Genomic DNA, 25,508 nt, shown 5'->3' with positions numbered 1-25,508 from the left:
GGCCATGCCGTTGCAAGCCCCCCGACAGGATCAAGAAGCGCTGCTGCAGCGCGCCAAGCGCCAGGCCACCGGCCTGCTGCTGATGGTGGTGGCGGTGTTCGCCGCCACCTATCTCTTCCCGCGCGGCCTGGCCGTGGACTGCATTCGCGCCGTGGCCGAGGCCGCCCTGGTCGGCGCGCTCGCCGACTGGTTCGCCGTCTCCGCGCTGTTCCGCCGCATCCCGCTGCCCTGGGTCGGCGGGCACACCGACATCATCGCCCGCAACAAGGACCGCATTGGCGGCAACCTGGCCGAGTTCGTGCGCGGGGAATTCCTCGACGCGCCCTCGCTGGTCAGCATGATCCGCCGGCACGACCCGGCCGACATGCTGGCGCAGTGGCTCACCGCGCCGGCCAACGCCGGCCTGCTGGGCCGGCAGGTGGCGCGCCTGGCCGCCGCCGCGCTCGACACGGTGGAAGACACCAAGATCCAGGAACTGCTGGGCCAGGCGGCGCGCGCGCTCCTCGGGCGCATCGACCTCAGCCGCTCGATGGGCGCGGCCCTGGGCGCGCTCACCCAGGGCGGGCGCCACCAGGCGCTGCTCGACGACCTGCTGCTGCGCCTGGGCGGCATGCTGCAGTCGGCCGAGACGCGCGCCTTCATCGCCGACACGCTGGTGCAGTGGATCCGGCGCGAGCATCCGCTGAAGGAAAAGGTGCTGCCCACCGACTGGCTGGGCGCCAAGGGCGCGGGCGCCATCGCCCATGCCATCGAGAGCCTGCTCGAGGAGGTCGCCAAGGACCCGCACCACCAGCTGCGCGACACGCTGGACACCGCCATGCAGCGCCTGGTGGACCGGCTGCAGACCGACCCGGACTGGGCGCGGCGCGGCGAAGAGATCCGCGCCTATCTGCAGGACGACCCCAAGCTCGGCGCCTATGTGGCGGAGCTCTGGGGCCGGGTGCGCGAGGCGCTGCGCCGCGACCTGAACGACGAGCATTCCGAAGTCTCGCGCCAGGTGGCCGCCATGGGCCAGTGGCTGGGCATGTCGCTGGCCGGCGATGCCGCGCTGCGCGTGCGCCTGAACGTGCGGCTCGAACTCTGGGCCGCCCAGTGGGCACCCGATGTATCGCGCTCGGTGGCCGACCACATCCGCGCCACCGTCGAGCGCTGGGACGCACGCGAGATGGCGCGCCTGGCGGAACTGCACATCGGCCGCGACCTGCAGTACATCCGCATCAACGGCACGGTGGTGGGCGGGCTGGTGGGGCTGCTGCTCTTCGCGCTGTCGCACGCCGGGGAGCTGATGGACGCGGCGGGCGCGGTGCTGGGCTCCTGACCCCGCTGGGCTGCGCCGGCTCCTCCGGGTGGCTTCCGTTCAGCGGCGGGACAGGCCGGCGCGGTCCGCCTCATCGGCCTCGTGGGCGCGGGCGATGGCCAGGATGACGTCGCGCGCCAGGCGGCGCTGCGCCACTGGCAGGCGCTGATAGATGTCGAACAGCTCGCGGTCCTGATAGGGCGCGCCGACGTTCCAGGGGGCGGGCGGCTCAGCCACTCGCAGCGGGGTGCCTTCGGGCGCTTCGGCACTGCCCCAGGCCAGTTCTTCCGCGGGCACCTTCAGCCATTCGGCCAGCGTCATCAGCTTGCGGTGGTCGGGCATGGTTTCACCCACCAGCCAGCGGCGCACCCCATGCAGCGTCATGGGCTTGCCCCAGTGGCGGGTGTTGAACTCCCGCTCCAGCACGGCAGGCCGAGGCTCGTAGCCGGCGGCAGACATGGCCGCACGTAACCTTTCCGCAAACCGCTGTTTGGTATCCATGGCGTCACGCTAGGGACCATGCTGTGCATCAGCGTAACTGGGAGTTATAGTTAAGCGAATGAATTGATTTTTGGTAACGTTGAGTCTGCCGTCAAAGGGCTGGCCGAGGCGTTGCCCGCCAGATACGAAACGAGGTGTGCCGTGGGCGGTATGAAGATGCGTTGGCTGGGCTGGCTGGGCGTGGCCCTGTGGGTGGCCGGCTGCACCGACGGCGACGTGCGGCTGGTCAAGGACTCGGTCTGGAATGCCATGCCCGACACCACCATCGGCAAGGCCTTGGACACCCGGCAGGCCTGCGCCAAGACCGAGTGGCGCGCGTTCGACGACGACCGGGAGCGGCGCATCGTCGAATACCGGTGCGAGTACCGAGATGCGCGGGCCCATTTCGAGAAAAGTACCCAGCAGCAGATCCAGGCCCATCAAAAGGACGGTGCGTTCCAAATCGAACAACTGCAAGCGATGCTCGCAACCGAGCGCGAAAGGCTCCAGCAGCAACAGGCGCGCGTGGATGAGCGTGCCCGCCTGGCAGAGTCTTCGCGCCAGGACGAAGGCGAGGAGTTCTTCCGCTCCTGGATGACGGCCGATCTGGAACGCCTGACTCGCATGGCCGATTGCCGCGACTTCCGCATCGAAGCGCTGCGGGGTCATGGCGATCTGGGCGACCTGCAGGCCGCCGCCGCAGCCTGCACCCGTGGAGAGGCCTGGGCCATGGCCGCCTACCCCCGTCTGCATGCCGGGCGCATCACCCAGCTCAAGCGCAACCTGGCCGAGCTGCAGGGGCGAGAACGGTCCCGCCTGGCAGACCTGCAGGCCGGTCAGGAGTGGGAGCAGCAGCAACTGGCCGAACTGCAGGCGGAAGTTCAGAAGATGGAGGCTGAACTGGGGCCGGAGCAGGAGCGTGCGCGTGCCGAAACCGCCGCGCGCGTGGCGCTCGCCACGGCCCGCCTGGAGGATTTCCAGCATGTGCACGAGATCACTCAATGGAGTGTGGTGCATGGCTCCGTCGTGCATGTCGCCTCCGTCGTGGAAATCCAGTTCCGGGGCCAGCAATACCGCGGAAATCTGGGTGAAAAGGGCGTGATCTTGCAGGCGCAAGCCAATGCCGACGGCCTCTCGCCGTGGGCGGTGCTCGTGCTCGATAGCTTGTGGCCGCAATACAAGCTGCCAGACAAGGGTGCCATCAAGCTCTGACAGCCCTCGGCCTGCCGGGGCCGGCGCGGGCCCCCGGGACACGCCGTGTCCCATGGTAGGCCGCTGCCCTGCGCTCTACCCCGCTCTACATCAACCAAGCCGCAGACGCATTCAATCAAAGCAATGGAGGGAAACGCATGACCGATACGCAGGCCGCAGCGCCTGGGCCCGAGGCCGCCGAATGGTTCTATGAAGAGAGCGGCCGGCGCCAAGGGCCCGTGCCGGAGCGGCAGATCATCGAGATGATCCGCTCGCAGCGGCTGGGCTACAGCTCTTCGGTCTGGCACAAGAGCCTGCCCGACTGGACGCGGCTGTCCGACACGCCTTTTCTCGCCCACCTCCAGAACACCGCGCCTCCGCCCCTGCTGGGCAGTAACGTGAACAACAAGGTGGTTTGGGTGCTGGCGTTCGCGCCGTTGATCGGGAGGTTCCTCGAAGCCGTGCTGGCCCTGCTGGTCCACGGCAACGAATACGCGGCCGAACGGGCCTTGAATGCCGGACATTTCTTCTACGTCAGCCTGGCTCTCAACATCGCGCTGAGCCTGCTGGACGAGCGGCTGCTCAAGCGTGCCGGGCACGACACCTCCAAGCTGCGTGCATGGCTGGTACCGGTGTATCTCTACCAGCGGGCCCAGCAGCTGCGGCAGAACCTGGCGTACTTCGTGGTCTGGCTGGTGTGCTTCGCCGCCGTGTTGGTCTTCTGAAAGCGCCGCCAGCCATGACATCCATTTCTGCTGCCAACGCGGCCAAGGAGGCGCAGCTGCGCCGCATGCAGCGCTTTGCGCTGGCGTTGCTGCTGCTCGCGGCCGCTGGTTTCGCCGTCACGGTTTCGCTGCCGCCCTCGTTCTGGGTGTCGGGCGCCAAGACGGTCTGCGAGGCCGCCATGGTCGGCGCGCTGGCCGACTGGTTCGCCGTGACGGCGCTGTTCCGCCGGCCGCTTTCCCTGCCCATTCCGCATACGGCCGTGATCCCGCGCAGCAAGGACCGCATCGGGGAGAACCTGGCCGTCTTCGTGCGCGACGAGTTCCTGGCGCCCGCCACCTTGGTGGCGCTGCTGCAGCGCCAGGAGCCCGCCCGCCGGTTGGCCGAATGGCTGAGAGAGCCCGCCAACGGCGCGCTGCTGGCCCACCAGGTCCGGCGCCTGCTGCTGGCCGTGCTGGCTGCGGTGAGCAACGCCCAGGCCGAAGGGTTGATGCAGCGGGCTGCGCGCGAGCTGATCGGCCGCATCGACCTGAACCGGTCCATGGCAACCGTGCTGGAAACGCTCACGCACAACGGACGGCACCAGGAGCTGTTGGATGCCGGCATGGAGAAGCTCGCGGCCTTCCTGCAGCAGGAGGACACCCGGGCCATGGTCGCCCAGGGCGTGGTCGAGTGGCTCAAGACCGAGCATGCCTGGAAGGAGAAGGTGTTGCCCACCGAGTGGCTGGGCAAGAAGGCGGCTGAAGTGGTGACAGAGCGCCTGAATGGATGGATCAAGAAAGCGGCTGACGACCAGGGGCACCAGTTGCGCGGCATGTTCAACAACGCCGTGGCGCAACTGATCCAGCGCCTGCGCAATGACCCCGAATGGGCGAGCAAGGCCGAGGAGATCCGCGATTACCTGCGCAACGACCCGGCCCTGGGCCGCTACCTGCAGGAGCTGTGGCTCGGCCTGCGCACCAGCCTGCAGTCCAACCTGAACGATCCGGAGTCCTCCATCGGCAAGAAGGTGCAGGTGCTTGCCGTCTGGCTGGGCCGATCGCTGGCTGACGACGAGGCGCTGCGGCGCTCCATCGACGATCAACTGACGCGATGGGTCAGCGGGCTCGCGCCCGACGTATCGCAGTTCGTGGGGCGGCACATCCAGGACACGGTGCAGCGCTGGGATGCCGAGGCGCTGTCTCGCCTCATCGAAATCAATATCGGCCGCGACCTGCAATACATCCGCATCAACGGCACGCTAGTGGGCGGCCTCATCGGGGCGGTGCTGTTCCTGCTGTCGAGCTTGCCGGCCTGGCTGCGCGGCGCCTTGTGAAGAGCGCCGGGCCGGCTGCCAATCCGGCACTCGTCCCTTTCCCTTCCTTTCTCTCCCTCTCTTTTCACCGACGTCCCCATCGACAGGAGCCCGAGCCATGACCGACGAACAGCAGAAGAAGTGCCACGCCATCATCCATACCGCTGCCGTGACGGCCGCCGCCGCGAATGCCGTGCCTGTGCCCGGGCTGGGCATCGCGACGGACATGGTCGCCATGACGTCCATGACCATGAGCCTGGCCGCCGTGTTCGGCGGCAACCTGCCGAGCGAAGCGGCCAAGGGCATGGCGATCTCGGCCATCAAGAACACCATGCTGCGCCAGCCCATCAAGACCATGGCCAAGGAGTTGTCCAAGCTGATCCCGGGGCTGGGGCAGATCGTTTCGCCCAGCATCTCCATCGTGATGCTGGAAGCGGCTGGCTGGACGCTGGCGAAGGAACTCGACCACAAGTATTCCAGCGAATCCGCCGCGTCGTCCTGAACGTCACGGGCGGCCGCCCGGTGCGCCGCGTCAGAACCGCGGCAGTTCCGGATGGGCGATCTGCCCGCCGCGCACCAGCATCTTTCCGTACTCCGCGCAGCGGTTCAGCGTCGGGATGACCTTGCCCGGGTTGAGCAGGCCGGCCGGGTCGAACGCGGCCTTGAGGGCGAACATCTGCGCGTTCTCCTCGGTGGTGAACTGGGTGCACATGCTGTTGAGCTTCTCCACGCCCACGCCGTGTTCGCCCGAGACGGTGCCGCCCATGGCCACGCTGGTTTCCAGGATGTCGGCGCCGAAGAGCTCGCAGCGGTGCAGCTCGTCGGGGTCGTTGGCGTCGAACAGCACCAGCGGGTGCAGGTTGCCGTCGCCGGCGTGGAAGACGTTGCAGCAGCGCAGGCGGTATTTCTTCTCCATCTCGGCGATGGCCAGGAGGATGTCGGCCAGGCGCTTGCGCGGGATGGTCGAATCCAGGCACATGTAGTCGGGGCTGATGCGGCCGCTTGCCGGGAAGGCGTTCTTGCGGCCGCTCCAGAAGCGCAGGCGCTCGGCCTCGTTCTCGCTCACGGTGATGGCGGTGGCGCCGGCCGCGCGCAGCACCTCGCTCATGCGGCCGATCTCTTCCTCGACCTCTTCGGGCGTGCCGTCGCTCTCGCACAGCAGGATGGCTTCGGCCGTCAGGTCGTAGCCGGCCTTGACGAAGTCTTCCACGGCGGCGGTCATGGGCTTGTCCATCATCTCCAGCCCGGCCGGGATGATGCCGGCCGCGATGACGGCGGCCACCGCGTCGCCGGCTTTGCGCACGTCGTCGAAGCTGGCCATGATGCAGCGCGCCAGCTGGGGCTTGGGGATGAGGCGCACCGTGGCCTCGGTGGTCACGGCCAGCATGCCTTCGCTGCCGATCACGGCGGCCAGCAGGTCGTAGCCGGGGGTGTCGAGCGCCTCGCTGCCGAACTCGACCGGCTCGCCTTCCACGGTGAAGCCGCGCACGCGCAGCACGTTGTGCACGGTGAGGCCGTATTTCAGGCAGTGCACGCCGCCGGAGTTCTCGGCGATGTTGCCGCCGATGGTGCAGGCGATCTGGCTGGACGGGTCGGGCGCGTAGTAGAGCTGCCAGGGCGCGGCCGCCTCGCTGATGGCCAGGTTGCGCACGCCGCACTGCACGCGGGCCGTGCGGCTCACCGGATCGACGGAGAGGATGCGGTTGAAGCGCGCCAGCGACAGCGTGACGCCCAGGGCATGCGGCATGGCGCCGCCCGACAGGCCAGTGCCCGCGCCGCGCGCCACCACCGGCACCTGCAGCGCATGGCAGGTGCGCAGCACGGCCTGCACCTGGGACTCGGTCTCGGGCAGGCAGACCACCAGCGGGCGCTGGCGGTAGGCGGTGAGGCCGTCGCATTCGTAGGGCGTGGTGTCTTCCGCATGCCAGAGCAGCATGTGCGCGGGCAGGTGGGCCGAGAGGGCCTGCACCACCTGGGCCTGCCGGGCGGCGCGTTCGGCGGCGCTGGGGGCGGAGTCAGGGGCGGAAGCGGAGGGAAGGGATACGGCGGCGCTCATGCCCGCCACTGTAGAGGATGGGCGCGCGCCGGCGCGTGAGTTTTCTTTCAGCGCCGCGTGAATGGGCGGCATCGGGTGCGCAAGCGGGGCCGGATCAGGGCTGTGGCTCGTTTTTTGCTATGGATAAAGGAGCGCGGTGCCCAGGCGGATGAAGGGCTGCAGCCTGTTTTTTCAGTGATTGCGTCGGGCGCTCACACCGGCCCGGGGCTGACCGGCCGCTCGCGGCCTTCCAGCAGCCACAGGCGGCGGGTGGAGCGCGTCAGGGCCACGTAGAGCATGTTGCGCTCGCGGTAGGCCTCCTGCGGGGCGGCGGCGCGCGGAAAGCGGCCGCGCTCGACCAGCGGCACGGCGACGTGCTCGTATTCCTGGCCCTTGCAGCGCTCCACGGTCAGCAGCTGCAGGCTGGGCGCCTCGTTCTGGCGGTGCTGGCGGATGCTGGACTGCACCATGAGCGCGAGCTGGCCCAGGAATTCATCCACGCTCAGGCCCGCGCAGATGCGCGAGAGCGCCTGCAGGCTGTCCAGGCACTGGCGCAGTTCCTCGGGGCTGATGGGCGCTTCGGCGAAGAAGCGGCGCAGCAGCGGGTGGCGGCAGAGCCGGCCGGCGTCGGCGCAGACCTCGGGGGGCAGGGCCAGCCAGGCCTCGCAGGCGGCCGAAGCCACGGGCGCGTTCGGGTCGAAGCTGGCGCGCAGCAGGAAGCCGCGCATGCGTTCCTGCTGGGACAGCAGCTCGGCGGCCACGGCGCGGGTGTCCACCTCGGCGGCGGAGGTCTGCGCCAGCGCCTGCAGGTCGAAGAGGCCGTTGGCCAGCCGGTCGGCGTCGGGCCGGCTGGCGCGGCGCACGTAGCGCAGCAGGCCTTCGATGGCGCTGCTGAGAATGCCCTGCGTGAGCCGCACCTGGCTGCCGCAGCCCGGCAGCGCCCAGAAGAGGGCCAGCACCAGCGCGATCTCGCGGCGCTGGTAGAAGCGCTTGAGGCCCTTGCAGGCGTAGTGCACGCCCTCGTGGGCGAAGCGCCATTCCAGCAGCACCGAATCCTCGGGCGAGCGCAGCACCACGTTCAGGCAGGGCGCGGCGCCGTTCGCGGCGGGCGGCTCGCGCCGCACGGCCTGGTGGATGGCCAGCAGCTGCCGGGCGCAGTCTTCGTCGCTTTCGTACGAGAGCCGCTCGAAGCGCGCCGGCTTGGTGGCGTAGTGCGCGGCGAAGTCCACGCCGAAGAGCGGGTTCAGCCCGTCGCAGATGGCCGGGCCGAAGCGGTAGGTGGTGTTGAGCGTCAGCACCTCGGGCGGCTCGGGCAGCTGCTGGCGGATGCGCTCGAGCCCGTCGCCGAAGACGGAGAAGGCGCCGGGCAGGATGTGCTGGTTGAAGTCGCCCGCGCCCACGAACACGCCGTTGCCACCGGTCACCAGGTGGCGCAGCACCAGCATGGCGGCCTCGTCCAGATCCTGCAGCTCGTCGAACAGCACTGCGTCGTAGCGGCCCTGCAGCGGGGCGTAGGCGTCGCCGAAGTCCAGCTCCCAGAGCTGCCGGGCGATCTCGTAGGTGCAGTCGCCCGGGGCGTAGAAGAGCGGCTCGTCGTCCGGGCCCCGGCGCAGGCGCTCGTACTGGCGCAGCAGCAGGTAGAGGCCGTAGTCCAGCGCCTGCTCGCGGCAGTAGGCGGTGGCGCTGAGGCCCTCGCGGGCGATGTCGCGCTGCAGCAGCCGCTGCTTGGCCAAGGCCTCGAAGTCGGTGAAGGCCTGCACGTCGAGTTCGCGGGCCAGGAAGTCCGCCGCCTCGGGCGGCGCGTCGCCCTGCTGCTGCAGCGCGGCATGGGCCTGGCGGATCAGCAGGTTGCGCTCCAGCGGCTCGGTCAGGCGCTGCAAGGGCAGGCCCTGCGCCTCCAGCAGGCCGGCGCAGAGCTGGTCCACCGTCATGATCTGCACCTCGCGCGCGTCGGACGGCATGAAGCGCGCCAGCCGGTCGTGGATGGCGGCGAGGCCGGCGTCGGAATAGGCCAGCATCAGCACGCGGCGCGCGCCCCGGGTCTGCACCAGGTCGGCGGCCTTGATCGCCAGCGTGGTGGTCTTGCCCGTGCCCGCCAGGGCGCTGATGAGCACCGTGCGCGCCGTGGCGTTGAGCACGGCGTTCTGCTCCAGCGTGGGGTAGCGCTTCTTGAAGGCGGCGGCTGCGGCAGGGGCGTCGTGGGGGGGCTGGGCCATGGTGCGGTGAGGGATTGGAGGTGTGCCGCTATTGATTCAATAGCGGCTGGCGCAGGCGGGGTGGGCGCTGGCGGCAGGAATGGCCGCTTCGGGCGGCCAGGGGGCGCAGCGGCAGGTGGGGCGGGGCCGTGGCGCGGTCAGTTCATCGCCCGCTGCAGCCATTCGGCGAAGGCCGCGCATTCCCAGCGGTCCATGGTGCCGGTGCGCCAGCACAGGTAGTGCGCATGCGGGCTGGGCGCCTGGATGTCGAAGAGCCGCACCAGCGTGCCCTGGTCCAGCCAGGGCGCGCCCAGCTTCAGGCGCACCAGCGCCACGCCCATGCCGGCGGCGGCGGCATCGCACATCAGGCCGATGTCGTTGAACTGCGAGCCCTCGCTGGGCGCGGGCCAGTCCAGGCCGCAGGCGGCGAACCAGGTGCGCCAGGGCTCCAGCGGGCTGCGCAGCAGCGGGATGCCTTCCAGGTCCCCGGGCCGCTCGAAGGGGCCGTGCTCGCGCAGGAAGGCGGGCGAGGCCAGCGGCGTGACCATGTCGCGCGCGATCTCCACATGCTCCATGTCGGCGTAGTGGCCGGGGCCGAAGCGCACGACCAGATCGGCGTCTTCCGCCACCACGTCCAGCAGCGGGATGGAGACCTGCAGCGCCAGGTCGATCTCGGGATAGACCTCGGTGAACTGCCGCAGCCGCGGGATCAGGATGGCGCGCGCGAACGTGGGCGTGACGGCCAGTTTCAGCCGGCGCTTGCCCGGCGTGGCGTCGCTGCCCGGGAAGCGCTGCAGCGCGCTCAGGCCTTCGCGCACCTGGGCCAGGTAGGCGCTGCCTTCGGTGGTGAGGGAGAAATCCGCCCGCCCGAAGAGCCGCGTGCCCAGGATCTGTTCGAGCTGCTTGACGCGGTGGCTCACGGCGCTGGGCGTCACGCACAGCTCCTCGGCTGACTGCGTCACGCTGCGCAGGCGGGCCAGCGCCTCGAAGGTGACCAGGCACTGGATGGGCGGGATGCGCCGCGCCCCGCTGGCCCAGTTGGCGGCGCCGCCGTCCTGGCCGCGTGTGGAAAAGGCGTCCTTCGGGGTGCTGCTGCCGGTGGCCATGGCGGAGGCTTCAGCGGAAGACGACGGTCTTGTGGCCGTTGAGCAGCACGCGGCGCTCGGTGTGCCACTTGACGGCGCGGGCCAGCACCTGGCTTTCGGTGTCGCGGCCGCGGGCCGTGAGGTCTTCCACCGTGTCGGTGTGGTCGGCGCGGGCCACGTCCTGCTCGATGATCGGGCCTTCGTCCAGGTCGGCCGTCACGTAGTGGGCGGTGGCGCCGATCAGCTTCACGCCGCGGTCGTGCGCCTGGTAGTAGGGCTTGGCGCCCTTGAAGCTGGGCAGGAAGCTGTGGTGGATGTTGATGGCCCGGCCTTCGAGCTTGCGGCACATGTCGTCCGACAGCACCTGCATGTAGCGCGCCAGCACCACCAGCTCCGCGCCTTCCTGTTCGATGATCTCGAACTGCCGCGCCTCGGCCTGGGCCTTGTTGTCCTTGGTGACCGGGATGTGGTGGAAGGGCACGTTGTAGCTGGCCGCCAGCTGATAGAAGTCGCGGTGGTTGCTGATGATGGCCGCGATGTGCACCGGCAGCAGGCCCGACTTCCAGCGGAACAGCAGGTCGTTCAGGCAGTGGCCTTCGCGGCTGACCATGATGACGGTGCGCACCGGCTCGCTGGCCGCGTGCAGGTGCCAGCGCATCTGGTGCGGCGCGGCGAAGGCGGCCAGGCGCTCACGCAGCGTGGCCTGGTCGTGCGTGGCGCAGGCGAACTGCAGCCGCATGAAGAACAGGCCGGTGTCGTGGTCGTTGTATTGCGCGGCCTCTTCGATGTTGCCGTCCTGTTCCAGCAAAAAACCGGAAACGGCATGCACCAGCCCCAGTCGATCGGGGCAGGACAGGGTGAGAATGTAGGCTTGGGTCATAGCCGGGCGATTGTCGCAGCACCGCAGCGCGGGCGCCGCGCAGCCTGGTCCACGCAGCGAGGAAATCGATGGACAGCAAGGGCCCTGGCCCGAAGGGCTCCGCATGGCGCGGGGCCTTCCTATCTTTGGCCGCCGGCATCCTGGGGGTGCTGGCTGGCGACGCGGCGCTCCATGCCTGGACGGCCGACGCGGAGCGGCTCGCGTTCCTGCACCGTGTCGGCAGCCTGCTGTGCGTGGGGCTTTGCGCTGCGCTGTCGGGCTGGCTGCTGCTGCGCATGCAGCGCGCCGAGGCCCGCCGCAACGCCACCCTGCGCGAGCGCGACCAGCTCGCCCGGCAGCTGCCTGTCGGCATGGCTCGCATCGCGCTCGACGGGCGCCTGCTGTGGATGAACGCCTGCCTGCGCCAGTGGCTCGGCCTGCCCCGCGACGGCGCCGTGCCGGAGGGCTTCGATTTCCACGCGCTGGTGCGGCCGGTCGATCCGCAGGCCGTGGCGGGGCTGGCCGAACGCCTGCGCTCGGGCGCCGCCGAGAACGACGTGGCCCAGTACCGCCTGTGCCGCGCGCCGGGCGCGCAAGGCGCGGGCAGCGATGACGATGAATATGACGACGACGCCGCCGGCATGCCCCTGCTGGGCACCACCTGCCTGATCCCCGCCACCGACGACGCGCCCGAACACCTGCTCTGCGTGCTGCAGGACCTGACCGACACCCGCGCCACCCGCCGAGCCCTGGAGCGCAGCGAGGCGCGGCTGCAGCAGGCGCTCGACGGCGGCGGCATCGGCGTGTGGGACTGGGACCTGCGCCGGCACCGGCTCGATTTCGCCGGTGGCGTGGAGCGGCTGCTGCGCTACCAGGGCGAAGACTTCGCGCACGACTTCCGCCTGCTGCCCCGCGTGCTGCGGGCGGACCGGCAGCGCCTGCTGGCCGCGGCCCGCCATGCGCTGGCCTCGGACGAGCCCTTCGCCGAAAGCCTGCGGCTGCGCTGCTTCGACGGCGAGTACCGCTGGTTCCGCGCCCACGGCCGGCGCCAGCTCGACGCCCAGGGCCGGCCCCGCCGCCTGCTCGGCACCCTGGCCGACGAGGACGAGCAGCGCCGCGACGAGGAGCGCCATCGCCTCGCCATCGCCGTGGTGGACAACACCGTCGAGGGCGTGGTCGTGACCGATGCGCAGAGCCGCATCCTCTGGGTCAACTCCGCCTTCACCCGGCTGCTGGGCTACACCGAGGACGAGCTGCTGGGCCAGACGCCGCGCATCTTCAAGTCCGGCCGGCACGACAGCGCCTTCTACGCCGCGATGTGGGAGCGCCTGGGCCGCTCCGGCCACTGGCAGGGCGAGATCTGGAACCGGCGCAAGAACGGCGAGGTGTTCCCCGAGCACATGTCGCTCTCGGCCGTGCGCAATGCCGCGGGCGAGACCACGCACTACGTCTGCGTGTTCACCGACATCACCGAGGAAAAGGCCCAGTACCAGCGGCTGGAATTCCTCGCGCACAACGACCCGCTCACCACCCTGGTCAATCGCAGCCACTTCGCCGAGCGCCTGGACGAAGCCGTGAAGGCCGCGCGGCCCGGCGGCGAGCAGATGGCCGTGCTGCTGCTCAACCTCGACCGCTTCAAGGACGTGAACGACAGCTACGGCCACGGGGTGGGCGACCAGGTGCTGCAGCACATCGCCCGGCAGGTCCAGTCCGCCATGGGGGCCGACGTGCTGGTCGGCCGGCTGGGCGGCGACGAGCTCGGCGTGCTGGCGCGCCGCCTGGGACAGCCCGAGGACGCCGGCACCATCGCCCAGACCATGATCGCCGCCGCCGCCGACCCCTGGCGCTCGCCCGAGGGCTTCGAGGTGGTGGCCGGCGCCAGCGTGGGCATCTCCCTCTTTCCCGCGCACGGCACCACCGCGCAGGCGCTGCTGCAGGGCGCGCACGCTGCGGTGCACGGCGCCAAGGCGCACGGCCGCGGCGCCTGGTGCTTCTTCGACGAGGGGCTGACGGCCGCCGCGCGCGAGCGGCTGGCGCTCGAAGCCCGGCTGCGTCTGGCCATGGCCGAGGGCCACCTGCAGATGCACTACCAGCCGCAGGTGGACATCGCCAGCGGCCGCATCGTCGGCGCCGAGGCGCTGGTGCGCTGGACCGACCCGGTCGAAGGCCCCATCGCGCCGACGCGCTTCATTCCCGTGGCCGAAAGCACCGGCCTCATCGGCCCGCTGGGCGACTGGGTGACGGCAGAGGTCTGCCGGCAGGGGCGGATCTGGCTGGACGCGGGCCTGCTCTCGGCCACGCTGGCGCTCAACCTCTCGCCCCGGCAGTTCCACCTGAGCGACCTGGTCGCGGGCCTGGCCGGCGCGCTGCACGCCAGCGGCTTTCCGGCCCACCAGCTGGAGCTGGAGATCACCGAAGGCGCGCTGGCCGAGCGCCCCGAAGAAGCGCGCCAGGTGCTGCTGCGCCTGCGCGAAATCGGCGTGCGGCTGGCGGTGGACGACTTCGGCACCGGCTATTCGTCGCTGGCGCACCTCAAGCGCTTCCCCATCGACGTGCTCAAGATCGACCGCAGCTTCATCCGCGACCTGCCCCAGAACACCGACGACATGGCCATCTGCACGGCCATCATCGCCATGGGCCACAGCCTGGGGCTGTCGGTGCTGGCCGAGGGGGTGGAAACCGAAGAGCAGCGCGCCTTTTTGCATGCGCGCGGCTGCGACAGCTTCCAGGGGTATCTGTGCTCCCGGCCGCTGCCGGCCGAGGAGTTCACCGAGCTGCTGCGCCGGCAGGCATCGGTGCGCTGAGCCCCGCAGCCCGCGGGGCTGCAAGGTCGTTTGCTATTAATTAAATAGCTGATTGCGCAGGCGGATCAAGGGCTGGGGCCGGTTCTGGCTCCCGGCCCTGATTCCGGGGCGCTCAGACTTCGGTGACGAAGCGCTCGCGCGGACGGCGCACCTTGGGCAGGTTCACCAGCCAGTCCTGCTCGGCCAGGCGATAGCCCAGCGGCAGCACGGCCACGCTGCGCAGGTGGCGTGCGCGCAGGCCCAGGATCTCGTCCAGCGCGTTCGGGTCGAACCCTTCCATGGGCGTGCTGTCCACGCCTTCGTAGGCGGCGGCCATCAGGGCGGCCGACAGGGCGATGTAGGCCTGGCGCGCGGCGTGCTCGAAGTTCACTTGCGGATCGCGCTGCGGGTAGGCGTTGAGCAGCTGCTGGCGGTAGTTTTCCCAGCCCTCGTTCGTGAAGCCGCGCACCTCGTTCGTGTAGTCGAACATGGTGTTGATGCGCTCGGCCGTGTAGTTGTCCCAGGCGGCGAAGACCAGCAGGTGCGAGCTGTCCACGATCTGGCCCTGGTTCCAGGCGATGGGCTGGATGCGGGCGCGCACGGCCGGGTCGGTCACCACCAGCAGCTCGAACGGCTGCAGGCCGCTGGAGGTGGGGGCCAGGCGGGCGGCCTCGATGATGCGTTCCAGCTTGTCGGCCGGCACCTTGCGGGCCGGGTCCATCTTCTTGGTGGCGTAGCGCCAGTTCAGGCGCTCTATGAGCGAAGAGGCATCGGTGGCTTGCGTATCGGACATGCAGAGAGCTTTCTCAATCTTGTAAGGGCCTGAGAATGTAGGGGCTCTGCGCCGTCTTGCCAGGGGCGCCTGGAACAACACTGCGTTGCATGGGGAGAACCAATGCACCGCTTGCGCTGCCGCAAGCACTCTGCTGCGCCAGCCCTGCCGGATGGATGGGCTTGGACTTGCGGGCTACCCGCCGCGCGGCCCCGGGTGTAAAAAGGGCGCCCGCTGCCCTGCCGGGCAGCCTTGCGCAAGAGGGCCTCCCGACATGCAACGCGACCTCCACCCCGACCTTCACCTCCCGGCGCAGCCCACCGATACGCCCCAGCCCATCAGCCTGGACGTGCTGCGCGAGAAGTACCTGAAGAACGGCGAGCCCGACGCCGAAGCGCTCTTCGCCCGCGTGGCGCGCGCGCTGGCCAGCGTCGAGCCGGCGGAGCAGCGCGCCCGCCACGAGGCGCTGTTCCTCGCCAACCTGCGCGCCGGCGCCATCGGCGCGGGCCGCATCATGAGCGCCGCCGGCACCGACATCCAGGCCACGCTCATCAACTGCTTCGTGCAGCCCGTGGGCGACTGCATCCAGGGCGTGGACGACGGCGGCTACCCCGGCATCTACGAGGCGCTGCGCGAGGCCGCCGAGACCATGCGCCGCGGCGGCGGCGTGGGCTACGACTTCTCGCGCATCCGCCCGCGCGGCGCCATCGTCAAGGGCACGGCCTCGCAGGCCTCGGGCCCGTGCAGCTACATCAACGTGTTCGACCAGTCCTGCTCCACGGTCGAGAGCGCGGGCGCGCGGCGCGGCGCGCAGATGGGCGTGCTGCGCATCGACCACCCCGACGTGCTGGACTTCATCACCGCCAAGCGCACGCCGGGCCGCTGGAACAACTTCAACGTCTCCGTCGGCGTGCCCGGCGCCTTCATGGCCGCCGTGGAGGCGGGCGCCGACTGGGAACTCGTCCACCGCGCCGAACCCGGCGCCGCGCTGCAGGCCCAGGGCGCCCACCGCCGCGCCGACGGCCTCTGGGTGTACCGCACCGTGCCCGCCCGCGCGCTGTGGGACACCATCATGCAGTCGGCCTACGACTTCGCCGAGCCGGGCATTTTGTTCCTGGACCACATCAACGAAGACAACAACCTGCGCTATTGCGAAGACATCGCGGCGACCAATCCTTGTGGCGAACAGCCCCTGCCATCCTACGGCTGCTGCGACCTCGGCCCCATCATCCTCACGCGCTTCGTGCGCCAGCCCTTCGGCCTGCAGGGCGGCGAGCCGGCCTTCGACTTCGGCGCCTTCGAGGCCGCCGTCGCCACGCAGGTGCGGGCGCTGGACAACGTGCTGGACCTCACCTTCTGGCCGCTGCCGCAGCAGCGCGAGGAATCCAGCGCCAAGCGGCGCATCGGCGTGGGCTTCACCGGCATGGGCAACACGCTCGCCATGCTGCGGCTGCGCTACGACCGGCCCGAGGGCCGCGCCATGGCCGTGCGCATCGCCCGCCATCTGCGCGATGCGGCCTATCGCGCGTCGGTGGCGCTGGCGCAGGAAAAGGGCGCCTTCCCGAAGTTCGACGCCGATGGCTACCTGGCCGAAGGCACCTTCGCCAGCCGGCTGCCGGCCGACATCCAGGCGCTGATCCGCCGGCACGGCATCCGCAACAGCCATTTGCTGTCCATCGCGCCCACCGGCACGGTGAGCCTGGCCTTCGCCGACAACGCCTCCAACGGCATCGAGCCGCCGTTCTCCTGGAGCTACACCCGCCGCAAGCGCGAGGCGGATGGCAGCACCAGCGAATACGCGGTGGAAGACCACGCCTGGCGGCTCTACCGCCTGCTGGGCGGCGACGTGAGCCGGCTGCCGGACTACTTCGTCTCGGCCCTGGCGATGCCGGCGGCCGACCACATCGCGATGATGCAGGCCGTGCAGCCCTATGTGGACACGGCCATCTCCAAGACGGTGAACGTGGCGGCGGACTACCCCTACGAAGACTTCAAGAGTCTCTACCGCCAGGCCTGGCAGGCGGGCCTGAAGGGGCTGGCCACCTACCGGCCCAACACCATTCTGGGATCGGTGCTGGAGGTCACGGCGCCCACCGTACCTGCTGCCGTGCCCGCGCCGCCGCCACCCGCCGAACCCGCGGCGGCACCCGTGGACCCGATGCGGGCCGTGATCGAAAGCCGGCCCAAGGGCGGCCTCTCCGCCGTGGCCGAAAAGCTCGAATACTGGACGCAGGAAGGCCACAAGACGCTCTACCTCGTCGTCTCCTTCCTGCCCGTTCCCGACGGGCGCGGCGGCACGGTGGACCGGGCCATCGAGTTCTTCATGCCCGTGGGGCAGAGCGGCGAATCGCAGCAGTGGATCACCTCCAGCATGCGCCTGCTGTCGCTGGCCGCGCGCGGCGGCTTCCTGGAACGGGCACTGTCCGACATGCGCAAGGTGGCCTGGGACCGCGGCCCTGTGCGCCTGGGCACCCACCGCAAGGACGACGGCACGCCCGTGCCGCTCTGGCACGAATCCGAAGTCGCCGCCATGGCCTACGCCATCCAGAGCATCCTGGCGCGGCGCGCCGAGCAGCCCATGCAGCAGCAGGTGCTGCCGCTGGACGAGCCGCCCCTGCCCAGCGGCATGCCGCCCGCCATGGCCGGCAAGAAATGCAGCGAATGCGGCGCGCACGCCGTGATCCGCAAGGACGGCTGCGACTACTGCACGCAGTGCGGCCACCTGGGGAGCTGCGGCTGATGGATCGGAAGGTGATGGATTCAAGCGAGGCGCCAGCGGCTGCGCTGAACGGCGTGCCCGGCGACGGCGCTGGCCTGATGGCCCTGCTGCAAAAGCGCCAGACCCTGCTGCCCAAGCGCCTGGGCCCGCCCGGGCCCGATGCCGCGCAGCTCGCGGCCATCGTCGCCGCCGCCGGGCAGTCGCCCGACCATGGCCGCCTGCAGCCCTGGCGACTGGTGCTGGTGCCCGAGGCCGCCCGCCCGGCGCTGGCCGAGGCCTTCGCGCAGGCGCTGATCGAACGCGATGCCGCCGCGCTGCCCGAGCAGATCGAACAGGCGCGCGACAAGGCCTACCGCTCGCCGGTGCTGCTGCTGGCCGTAGTGGATGTGCTGCGCGGCGACGCGGCCATTCCCGCGGCCGAGCGCATCGTGGCGGCCGGCTGCGCGCTGCAGAACATGCTGCTGATGGCGACGGCGCTGGGGTTCGGCTCGGCGCTCACCAGCGGCAAGGCGCTGCATTCCGATGCGCTGCGGCGATTGTTCGCGCTCGCCGATGGCGAGCAGCCGCTGTGTTTCCTGAGCGTGGGCAGTGCGGCCGCCCCGAAGGCGGCGCGCCAGCGCCCTGGGCCCGAGGCCTATCTTTCGACGCTGGCCGTGCCGGGGGCGAAGACGGGGGCCTGATGCGCCGCTGCGTGCCGGCGCATCAGATGCATGCGGTTCAGTGGATGACGACCGGGTTCTGCGCCAGGCCCACGTAGCCGTCGAGCGTGTCGTCCACCTCTTCCTGGGTGGGCGTGTCGCGCTGCCAGGCGAGGATCTGCTCCTGGAACATCTCGGCCCAGGAGCCGTCCAGATAGACCTCCTTGCCCGAGCGCTTGTCCACGATCTCGAAACCGTGGCGGGCCAGCTGGGGCACGAGGGGAGAGGCAGCGGGGGCATCTGCCGGGGCGTCGGCGGCGTCCGGTTGCATGTGGACCACCACGAAGGATTCAGAGTCGTAGAGCATGTGCATGGCGTTCCCCCTGTCAGTGCATTGCATTCACGAGGGCCGTTCGCTCCGAAGGCTTCGGACGGCGGCTCTCGCACCACTCAGATGGCAGCCCCTGTGCGGACTTCAAGACGCCTGCACGGGGAGTGCTGCTGGAACACAGTATTTCACGGATTGGCGCGGGTTTCGGGCTCGCGGGGGATTGGCCTTGCACGAATCGGCGCAGCGTCCCACGGCTTTGTGAGCGCAGACGCACAAAGGGCCGTTCTCGGCGCGGTCACCGGCAGGACTTTGAACGGGGGCTCAGGGCGTCTCGTGCCCGCTCAGCGCCAGGTCGGCGAAGTCGCCATTGGCCTGGGTGATGCGGATGCGCACCGGCAGATAGCCCAGCCCGGTGCCCAGCCACAGGTCGGCCTGCTGGTCGCGGTCCTTGTCGGCGCGGGGCAGGCGCTGCAGCTTCAGCGCGGGCGTGGGGCCGGCGGGCAGGTCCAGCGTCTCGGTGCCTTCGACGGTGAAGCTCCAGCGGTCGGCCGAGCGCGCGCCCACCGTGGTCAGCGTGATGCGGGTGCCGGGCGGATAGCGCTCGGGCGCGGCGGCCAGCAGCGCGCCCAGCTGGATGAACACGCTCAGCCGGTCCTGCGCTCCGGGGCCGATGGGGCTGTCGGGCGTGTTGGCGCTGAAGGTGGCCAGATGCCGGTCGTAGTCGAAATGCGCGGCCTGCTCGGCCCGGGCGCGGTCGCCGAAGCGCACCGGCTGCAGGCCTTGTTCTGTGATGCGGCCGGTGCTGGTCTGCGAGCGCGAGCCCAGCAGGAAGGCCTTGATCTCCTGCCGCGCCTCGTAGGTGGCGCCCAGGTTGCGCCAGAGCAGTTCGGCGCTGGCGCTGTAGTGGAAGCGCTTGGCCTGGCCGGTCACGTCGAAGCTCAGGCGCGTCGAAGGCGGCAGCCGCACCGGGGCTGCCGAGGCATCGACCGGCGGCGCGCCGCTGCCCGGCGACTGGATGGTGACGCCGGCCTGGGTGTCGGTGGTGGCAGGGGCCGTGGGCGCAGGGGCATTGGCAGCCGGGGCGCTGGATGCCGCCGTGGGCCGGGCGGAAGCGGGTGCGCTGGCGGGGCTGGCCGGAGCCGGGGCCTGGGCGATGGCGGCGGAGGCATCCTGCTGCGGTGCGGTGGCTGCTGCTGCTGCCGAATCCGCTGGCGCGGCGGCATCGTCCGGCGCGGGCGGGGCCGATGCTGCATCGGCCGTGGTGGCCGGCTCCAGCGCTGGCATCGCAGCGGGCGCGGTGGGTGCGGTGGAGGCGTCGGTCGGCGTGGGCTCCGGTTCCGGCGCGGGGGCTTCGGCCGGCGGGGGTGCGGGTGCCGGCTTGGGGGCAGGGCGGTGGCGCGGCTTGGGCTTGGGGGGCGGCGCGGGTGGCGGTGGGGCTTGCGCTGGCTCGGCCACGGCGGCAGGTTCCGGCGCGGGCGGCTCCACCATGCGCGTCTGGAATGCCAGCTGCTGCTGGGGCTTGTCGCTGGCCGCAGTGCCGCCCAGCGGCAGGTGCCTGATCATCAGCAGGTGCAGCGCCAGCACGGCGCAGGCGAGGACGAGCAGCACGCGGCGCGGCATCGGCGGCGGTCCTGGCCGGGCCGCTCAGCGCGCCGCCGCCGCTGCGGGGGCCCGGGCGGCGGTGTCGTCGGCCTGGCCCAGGTCGCGCGAGAGGCGCTCTGCGGCCTCGCGCAGCGGCGCTTCCACGGCGCCGCCCCAGGCGGGATCGAAGGTGGCGATGGAGCCCAGCGTGGTGATGCCCAGCGCCAGATGGCCGTCGGCATCGAACACCGGCGCGCAGAAGGCGACGATGCCGGGCAGCAGCGTGTCCACCACCCGGGCGCAGCCGCGCTCGCGCACTTCGCGCAGCAGGGCGTCCACGCCGGCGGCGTCGGCCGGCAGGTCGGTGCGGCGCAGGCGGGCGGCGTGCTGCAGCTCTTCCTGCACCAGCGTGGCGGTGATCTCGCGCGGCAGATAGGCGGCAAAGCAGCGGCCGGTGGCGGAGGCCAGCAGCGGCATCACGTCGCCCAGCCGCAGGTTGGCGGTGACGGCCTGGGGCGATTCCTCCCAGTGCACGATGGTCGGCCCGCGGTTGCCCCACACGGCCAGCGCCAGGGTGTGGCCCACGGCCTCCATCAGCGCGGGCATGCGTTCGCGCGCCAGCTTCATGGCGTCCAGCCGCGCCAGCGAGGCCAGGCCCAGCTTGAGCGCGGCGGGGCCCAGGTCGTAGCGGGCGGTGCGCGCGTCCTGCACCACCAGGCCCAGGCGCTGGAAGCTCACCAGATAGCGGTGCGCCTTGGCCGCGCTCATGCCGGCGGCGGCGGCCAGGTCTTTGAGCATCAGCGGCCCGCGCGAACGGGTCAGCCCGTCCAGCAGCGCGAACCCCACTTCCACCGACTGGATGCCGGCCCGTTCCTTGTCCATCTGCACTAGAATTTGTGAGTTCTGTTTAGGTAAATCAATTCACCCATTCGTAATTCGCGTAGGGCGGGCTGCCCGAACGAAGATCGGAGACAAGGAGCACGCAGCGATGAAACTCGCCACCTACAAGGATGGTTCCCGCGACGGCCAGTTGGTGGTCGTCTCCCGCGATCTGGGTTCGGCCCATTATGCGACCGGCATCGCCAGCCGCCTGCAGCAGGTGCTGGACGACTGGAACTTCCTCGCGCCGCAGCTGCAGGACCTGTACGACCAGCTCAACGCCGGCCGCGCCCGCCACGCCTTTCCGTTCGACCCAGCCCAGTGCATGGCGCCGCTGCCGCGCGCCTACCAGTGGGCCGACGGCTCGGCCTACCTCAACCATGTGGAGCTGGTGCGCAAGGCGCGCAACTCCGAGGTGCCCGAGAGCTTCTACACCGACCCGCTCATGTACCAGGGCGGCAGCGACGACTTCCTGGGCCCCTGCGACGACGTGGTCGTGCCCAGCGAGGCCATGGGCATCGACTTCGAGGCCGAGATCGCCGTCATCACCGGCGACGTGAAGATGGGCACGAGCCCCGAGCAGGCGCTGGACGGCATCCGCCTGGTGACCATCGCCAACGATGTCTCCCTGCGCAACCTGATCCCTGCCGAGCTCGCCAAGGGCTTCGGCTTCTTCCAGTCCAAGCCGGCCACGGCCTTCGCGCCGGTCGCCATCACGCCCGACGAGCTGGGCGCGGCCTGGCAGGGCGGACGCCTGCATCTCACGCTCGAATCCACCTGGAACGGCCGCAAGGTCGGCATGTGCGACGCGGGGCCGGAGATGACCTTCCACTTCGGCCAGCTCATCGCGCACATCGCCAAGACGCGCAACGTGCGCGCCGGCTCCATTGTGGGCAGCGGCACCGTCAGCAACCAGGGCGTGGAGAAGAACGGCCGCATGGAATGGCCCAAGGGCTACAGCTGCATCGCCGAAAAGCGCTGCATCGAGACCATCCAGAACGGCCAGCCCGCCACCGAATTCATGAAGTTCGGCGACACCATCCGCATCGAGATGAAGAACGCCGCCGGCCAGAGCCTGTTCGGCGCCATCGACCAGACCATCGCCAGCCTGACGGAGTGACTCCCATGACATCGCCGCTGCCCGCCGCCCTGCGCCGGATCTTCGCCGCCGGGCTGCTGGCCCTGGCATGGCCCGCGCTGGTGCCGGCCCAGGTGGCGGCGCCATCGCCGTCTTCCCCCGCCGAACCTCCCGCCGCCACTGCGCAGGCGCCTGCGCCCCGCAGCGCGGACTGCCCGCCGCTGCCCCGGCCGCTCGATCCGCCCACCGTGCCCCAGGGGCTGCGCCGCGCCCACGACCGGGGCCTGCTCTGGCGCGTGGAGCAGGGTGGCCACACCAGCTGGCTCTACGGCACCGTGCATGCGGCCCGGCGCGACTGGATGCTGCCCGGCTCCACCGTGCTCGCGGCCGTCAGGGCCAGCGACAGCGTCGCGCTGGAGCTGGACCTGATGGACCCGGCCGTGATGCAGGCGCTGCAGGCCGCCATGCGCAACCCTGCCGATGCGCCGCCGCTGCCGCCCGATCTGGCCCGGCGCCTGGCCGCGCAGCGCGAAGCCGCCTGTGTCGATCCCTCGATGGCGCAGCTGCGGCCGGAGGTGCAGGTGAGCTCGCTGCTGGCCCTCTCGGCCCGGCGCGAGGGGTTCGACCCGGCCTACGGCATCGACCTGGTACTGGACGGCCTGGCCCGCGGCCTGCGCAAGCCCGTGCTATCGCTGGAGTCGCCCGAGCAGCAAATGCGCCTGCTCGCCTCCGACGACCCACAGGAAACGGCGGCCGACGTCGCAGCCGGGCTGGCCCAGCTGGAAAGCCACGCAGCGGGCGATGCCCTCGCCACCCTGGCCACGGCCTGGTCCGACGGCCGAGCCGCCCTGCTGGAGACCTACCCTGACTGGTGCGGCTGCATGAAGACGCCCGCCGAACGCAAGGCCTTCGACCAGGTGGTGGCCGGCCGCAATCCGGCCATGGCCAGTGCCATCGAGGCCCAGCACCGCGCCGGCCACAGCGTGTTCGCCGCCGTGGGCGCGCTGCACCTGGTCGGCCCGCAGGGGCTGCCGGCGCTGCTGGCCGCCCAGGGCTTCAAGGTGGAGCGCGTGCCATTCCCGTCCGCCACATCGGCCGATTGATTTCTTGCCCGAAGTGCCTATGGCCCTTTAAAGATAAGCGCCAGCAGCTATCAAAGAAATAGCGCGGCGCGTCTTCCCCTCCAGCCTGCAACCCAGGAGACAAACACCATGCAGCGCAGACAGCTCCTCCAGAACGCCATCGCCCTCGCGGGCGCCGCCGCGGCCACGCCCGCCGCCTTCGCCCAGCCCGGCTATCCCAGCCAGCAGCCCATCCGCTGGATCGTGCCGTACCCCGCTGGCGGCGGCACCGACGTGCTGGCCCGCACCATGGCCGAGGCGCTGCGCGTGCCGCTGGGCCAGCAGATCGTGGTGGACAACCGCCCCGGCGCCTCCACCAACATCGGCGCGCAGCTGGTCGCCACCGCCAAACCCGACGGCTACACGCTCATGTCGGCCGACAACGCCCTGCTGGCCTTCAACGAGCACCTCTTCAGCAAGCTGCCCTTCAGCCCGGAAAAGGACTTCACCTACGTGGGCGGGCTCAGCCGCTTTCCGCTCGCCTTGGTGGTCAACCCGGCCTTTGAGGCGCGCAACTTCGCGCAGTTCCTGGCCTACGCCCGCGCCAACCCGGGCAAGCTCAACTACGCCTCGCCCGGCAACGGCTCGCCCCACCACCTGGCGATGGAGATGTTCAAGAACCGCACCAAGACCTTCCTCACCCACATCCCCTACCGCGGCGCGGCCCCGGCGCTGCAGGACGTGATGGGCGGGCAGGTGCCGTGCATGTTCCTGGACCTGGCGGCCGGCCTGCCGGTGATCCAGTCGGGCAAGGTGCGGGTGCTCGCCATCGGCTCCAGCCGCCGCGCCGCCAGCCTGCCCGACGTGCCCACGCTCGCCGAGGTGGGCGTGGCCGATGCCGAGGTCTATGCCTTCCAGGGCGTGCTCGGCCCGGCCGGCCTGCCGCCGGCCATCGTCGGCCAGCTCAATGCCGAGATTAACAAGGCCCTGGCCACGCCCACCGTGGCCCAGCGCCTGCAAGGCTTCGGCATGGAGGCGCTGCCCGGCACGCCCGAGCAGTTCCGCGCCATGGCGCGCGCCGAGGCGAAACGTTGGGGCCCCATCATCCAGGCCGCCGGCGTCAAGCTGGACTGACGCATGCCGCCGCCGGAGGGGAAGGGCGTTAGCGGCTGCGTCCTACCGGGTGCCGGGCGCCAGGTGGCGACACTGCAGGGCTCGGGGACTTTCGTCCCCGCTTTTGCCTGGAGCGCCACCGCATGAACACCCCCAACACCTCCTCTTCGTCGTCTTCTTCTTCCGCACCCCGCATCCTCATGGTGCTCACCTCGCACGACCGCCTGGGTGACACCGGCAAGAAGACCGGCTTCTGGCTCGAAGAATTCGCCGCCCCGTACTACGTCTTCAAGGACGCGGGCGCCACCATCACCCTGGCATCCCCCCACGGCGGCCAGCCGCCGCTGGACCCCAAGAGCGACGACGAAAGCGCCCAGACCGACGCCACCCGCCGCTTCAAGGCCGATGCCGACGCGCAGAGGCAGCTGGCCTCCACCGTGCCGCTCGCCAGCGTCGATCCCGAAGAATTCGACGCCGTGTTCTACCCCGGCGGCCACGGCCCGCTGTGGGACCTGGCCGAAGACGCCCGCTCCATCACCCTGATCGAAAAGACCTTCGCCGCCCAGAAACCCCTGGCCCTGGTCTGCCACGCCCCCGGCGTGCTGCGCCACACCAAGGCCCCCGGCGGCGAACCCCTCGTCAAGGGCCGCAAGGTCACTGGCTTCACCAACAGCGAAGAAGAGGGCGTGCAACTCACGAAGGTGGTGCCCTTCCTGGTCGAAGACATGCTCAAGGCGAATGGCGGCGAATACGCCAAGGGCGCTGATTGGGCGCCGTTCGTGCTGACCGATGGGAAGTTGGTGACGGGGCAGAACCCGGCTTCGTCGGAGCCGGCGGCTGAGGCGCTGCTGCAGTTGTTGAAGTGAGGCTGCCGCTGGGTTGTGTTTGAAATGGGCGTCAGCGCTTCAGGGGGAAGCGCTGGCGCTATTGTTGGATCGCAGTGCGTAGCGCACCGACTTTGGGAAGGTCGAACTGGGGCTTGAAGGTGTGTCAGTCGAGTCGCTGCGGGCTGACCTTAGTCCTGCTGTTCATGCGTGCAGAGGTCGGCTTTGCAGCGAGGCTGTGTGAAAACCCTCTCGCGGCCTGCCGAGTGCGCCAGTAAAGTCTGGCGACATATTGAACACCGAGATCAATATGCCCAGATACATCGAGGGACAGAACCGGCATCAGGTCATATTGCTGCCAGAGAGCCTGGATGACTTCATTGCACAGGACAACACGGTTCGAATCGTTGATGCCTTCATCAACGAGCTGGACCTGGTGGCTCTGGGGTTCCATGGTGCAACACCGGCTGCAACCGGCAGGCCCTCGTACCATCCCGCAGTGCTCCTGAAGCTGTATCTCTACGGCTACCTCAACCGCATCCAGTCCAGTCGCCGGCTGGAGCGTGAGTG

22 protein-coding genes are annotated in these 25,508 nt (G+C 70.3%); 13 read left to right on the top strand and 9 right to left on the bottom strand.

Annotated elements, in window-relative coordinates; genetic code table 11:
* Positions 1-4 precede the first annotated feature (4 nt).
* Entirely contained in the window at positions 5-1,318 is a 1,314-nt protein-coding gene (locus BM070_RS21190) for a DUF445 domain-containing protein (protein ID WP_092941648.1), read from the top strand.
* 39 nt (positions 1,319-1,357) lie between these two features.
* Here BM070_RS21190 and BM070_RS21185 read toward each other — a convergent pair whose 3' ends face one another.
* The gene (locus BM070_RS21185) at positions 1,358-1,798 is read right to left on the bottom strand and encodes a DNA-binding protein (protein WP_092941646.1); all 441 of its coding nucleotides are present in this window, start codon (positions 1,796-1,798) and stop codon (positions 1,358-1,360) included.
* A gap of 141 nt (positions 1,799-1,939) precedes the next feature.
* On the opposite strand from BM070_RS21185, the gene BM070_RS21180 reads away from it, so the two are divergent.
* The 4 genes from BM070_RS21180 to BM070_RS21165 all read left to right on the top strand — a co-directional run bounded on the left by BM070_RS21180 (position 1,940) and on the right by BM070_RS21165 (position 5,487).
* Entirely contained in the window at positions 1,940-2,989 is a 1,050-nt protein-coding gene (locus BM070_RS21180; RefSeq protein ID WP_139222901.1) for a coiled-coil domain-containing protein, read from the top strand.
* A 137-nt stretch (positions 2,990-3,126) separates the two neighbouring features.
* Positions 3,127-3,693 (top strand): DUF4339 domain-containing protein, encoded by a 567-nt coding sequence (locus BM070_RS21175; protein WP_092941642.1) that lies wholly within the window; start codon positions 3,127-3,129, stop codon positions 3,691-3,693.
* 14 nt (positions 3,694-3,707) lie between these two features.
* The gene (locus BM070_RS21170) at positions 3,708-5,006 is read left to right on the top strand and encodes a DUF445 domain-containing protein (RefSeq protein ID WP_092941640.1); all 1,299 of its coding nucleotides are present in this window, start codon (positions 3,708-3,710) and stop codon (positions 5,004-5,006) included.
* A gap of 97 nt (positions 5,007-5,103) precedes the next feature.
* Positions 5,104-5,487: a hypothetical protein gene (locus BM070_RS21165; protein WP_092941638.1), complete on the top strand. Its 384-nt coding sequence runs from the start codon at positions 5,104-5,106 to the stop codon at positions 5,485-5,487.
* 30 nt (positions 5,488-5,517) lie between these two features.
* On the opposite strand, the gene BM070_RS21160 is transcribed toward BM070_RS21165, so the two are convergent.
* From BM070_RS21160 to purU, 4 genes are all read right to left on the bottom strand, one after another.
* On the bottom strand, positions 5,518-7,041 hold the full coding sequence (locus BM070_RS21160; RefSeq protein WP_092941636.1) for an FAD-linked oxidase C-terminal domain-containing protein: 1,524 nt from the start codon (positions 7,039-7,041) through the stop codon (positions 5,518-5,520).
* Between the two features lie 191 nt (positions 7,042-7,232).
* Positions 7,233-9,236: a UvrD-helicase domain-containing protein gene (locus tag BM070_RS21155; RefSeq protein ID WP_092941634.1), complete on the bottom strand. Its 2,004-nt coding sequence runs from the start codon at positions 9,234-9,236 to the stop codon at positions 7,233-7,235.
* A gap of 137 nt (positions 9,237-9,373) precedes the next feature.
* Entirely contained in the window at positions 9,374-10,321 is a 948-nt protein-coding gene (locus BM070_RS21150) for a LysR substrate-binding domain-containing protein (protein WP_245785325.1), read from the bottom strand.
* 10 nt (positions 10,322-10,331) lie between these two features.
* Entirely contained in the window at positions 10,332-11,180 is an 849-nt protein-coding gene (gene purU / locus BM070_RS21145; RefSeq protein WP_092941632.1) for a formyltetrahydrofolate deformylase, read from the bottom strand.
* A gap of 125 nt (positions 11,181-11,305) precedes the next feature.
* Here purU and BM070_RS21140 point away from each other — a divergent pair, with 125 nt between their 5' ends.
* Positions 11,306-13,963 (top strand): sensor domain-containing protein, encoded by a 2,658-nt coding sequence (locus BM070_RS21140; protein WP_434803207.1) that lies wholly within the window; start codon positions 11,306-11,308, stop codon positions 13,961-13,963.
* Between the two features lie 112 nt (positions 13,964-14,075).
* Here BM070_RS21140 and BM070_RS21135 read toward each other — a convergent pair whose 3' ends face one another.
* The gene (locus BM070_RS21135) at positions 14,076-14,735 is read right to left on the bottom strand and encodes an NAD(P)H-dependent oxidoreductase (RefSeq protein WP_092941630.1); all 660 of its coding nucleotides are present in this window, start codon (positions 14,733-14,735) and stop codon (positions 14,076-14,078) included.
* Between the two features lie 253 nt (positions 14,736-14,988).
* Here BM070_RS21135 and BM070_RS21130 point away from each other — a divergent pair, with 253 nt between their 5' ends.
* Positions 14,989-17,454 (top strand): adenosylcobalamin-dependent ribonucleoside-diphosphate reductase, encoded by a 2,466-nt coding sequence (locus BM070_RS21130; protein WP_092941628.1) that lies wholly within the window; start codon positions 14,989-14,991, stop codon positions 17,452-17,454.
* Positions 17,455-17,468: 14 nt separating this feature from the next.
* A complete protein-coding gene (locus tag BM070_RS21125; RefSeq protein WP_175518573.1) occupies positions 17,469-18,113 on the top strand; it encodes a nitroreductase family protein in 645 nt (214 codons plus the stop codon).
* A gap of 37 nt (positions 18,114-18,150) precedes the next feature.
* On the opposite strand, the gene BM070_RS21120 is transcribed toward BM070_RS21125, so the two are convergent.
* The 3 genes from BM070_RS21120 to BM070_RS21110 form a co-directional block, all read right to left on the bottom strand.
* Entirely contained in the window at positions 18,151-18,444 is a 294-nt protein-coding gene (locus tag BM070_RS21120; protein WP_092941626.1) for a BTH_I0359 family protein, read from the bottom strand.
* 279 nt (positions 18,445-18,723) lie between these two features.
* Complete coding sequence (locus BM070_RS21115) at positions 18,724-20,022, bottom strand: DUF3108 domain-containing protein (protein WP_092941624.1); 1,299 nt, start codon at positions 20,020-20,022, stop codon at positions 18,724-18,726.
* A gap of 24 nt (positions 20,023-20,046) precedes the next feature.
* Positions 20,047-20,865: an IclR family transcriptional regulator gene (locus tag BM070_RS21110; protein ID WP_092941622.1), complete on the bottom strand. Its 819-nt coding sequence runs from the start codon at positions 20,863-20,865 to the stop codon at positions 20,047-20,049.
* A gap of 106 nt (positions 20,866-20,971) precedes the next feature.
* Here BM070_RS21110 and BM070_RS21105 point away from each other — a divergent pair, with 106 nt between their 5' ends.
* The 5 genes from BM070_RS21105 to BM070_RS21085 all read left to right on the top strand — a co-directional run.
* Positions 20,972-21,982: a fumarylacetoacetate hydrolase family protein gene (locus BM070_RS21105; RefSeq protein WP_092941620.1), complete on the top strand. Its 1,011-nt coding sequence runs from the start codon at positions 20,972-20,974 to the stop codon at positions 21,980-21,982.
* Between the two features lie 5 nt (positions 21,983-21,987).
* A complete protein-coding gene (locus BM070_RS21100) occupies positions 21,988-23,043 on the top strand; it encodes a TraB/GumN family protein (protein ID WP_092941618.1) in 1,056 nt (351 codons plus the stop codon).
* Positions 23,044-23,151: 108 nt separating this feature from the next.
* Positions 23,152-24,135 (top strand): Bug family tripartite tricarboxylate transporter substrate binding protein, encoded by a 984-nt coding sequence (locus BM070_RS21095; RefSeq protein ID WP_092941616.1) that lies wholly within the window; start codon positions 23,152-23,154, stop codon positions 24,133-24,135.
* Positions 24,136-24,257: 122 nt separating this feature from the next.
* On the top strand, positions 24,258-24,980 hold the full coding sequence (locus tag BM070_RS21090; protein WP_092941614.1) for a type 1 glutamine amidotransferase domain-containing protein: 723 nt from the start codon (positions 24,258-24,260) through the stop codon (positions 24,978-24,980).
* A gap of 268 nt (positions 24,981-25,248) precedes the next feature.
* Positions 25,249-25,508, top strand: a 260-nt coding sequence (locus tag BM070_RS21085) for a transposase (RefSeq protein ID WP_139222904.1), incomplete at its 3' end; no start/stop codon positions are given.

This window comes from Paracidovorax wautersii (assembly GCF_900113035.1).
Classification (GTDB): domain Bacteria; phylum Pseudomonadota; class Gammaproteobacteria; order Burkholderiales; family Burkholderiaceae_C; genus Paracidovorax; species Paracidovorax wautersii.
The sequence above is the reverse complement of the archived record's forward strand: the minus strand, read 5'-3'. Positions and strand labels throughout refer to the sequence as shown.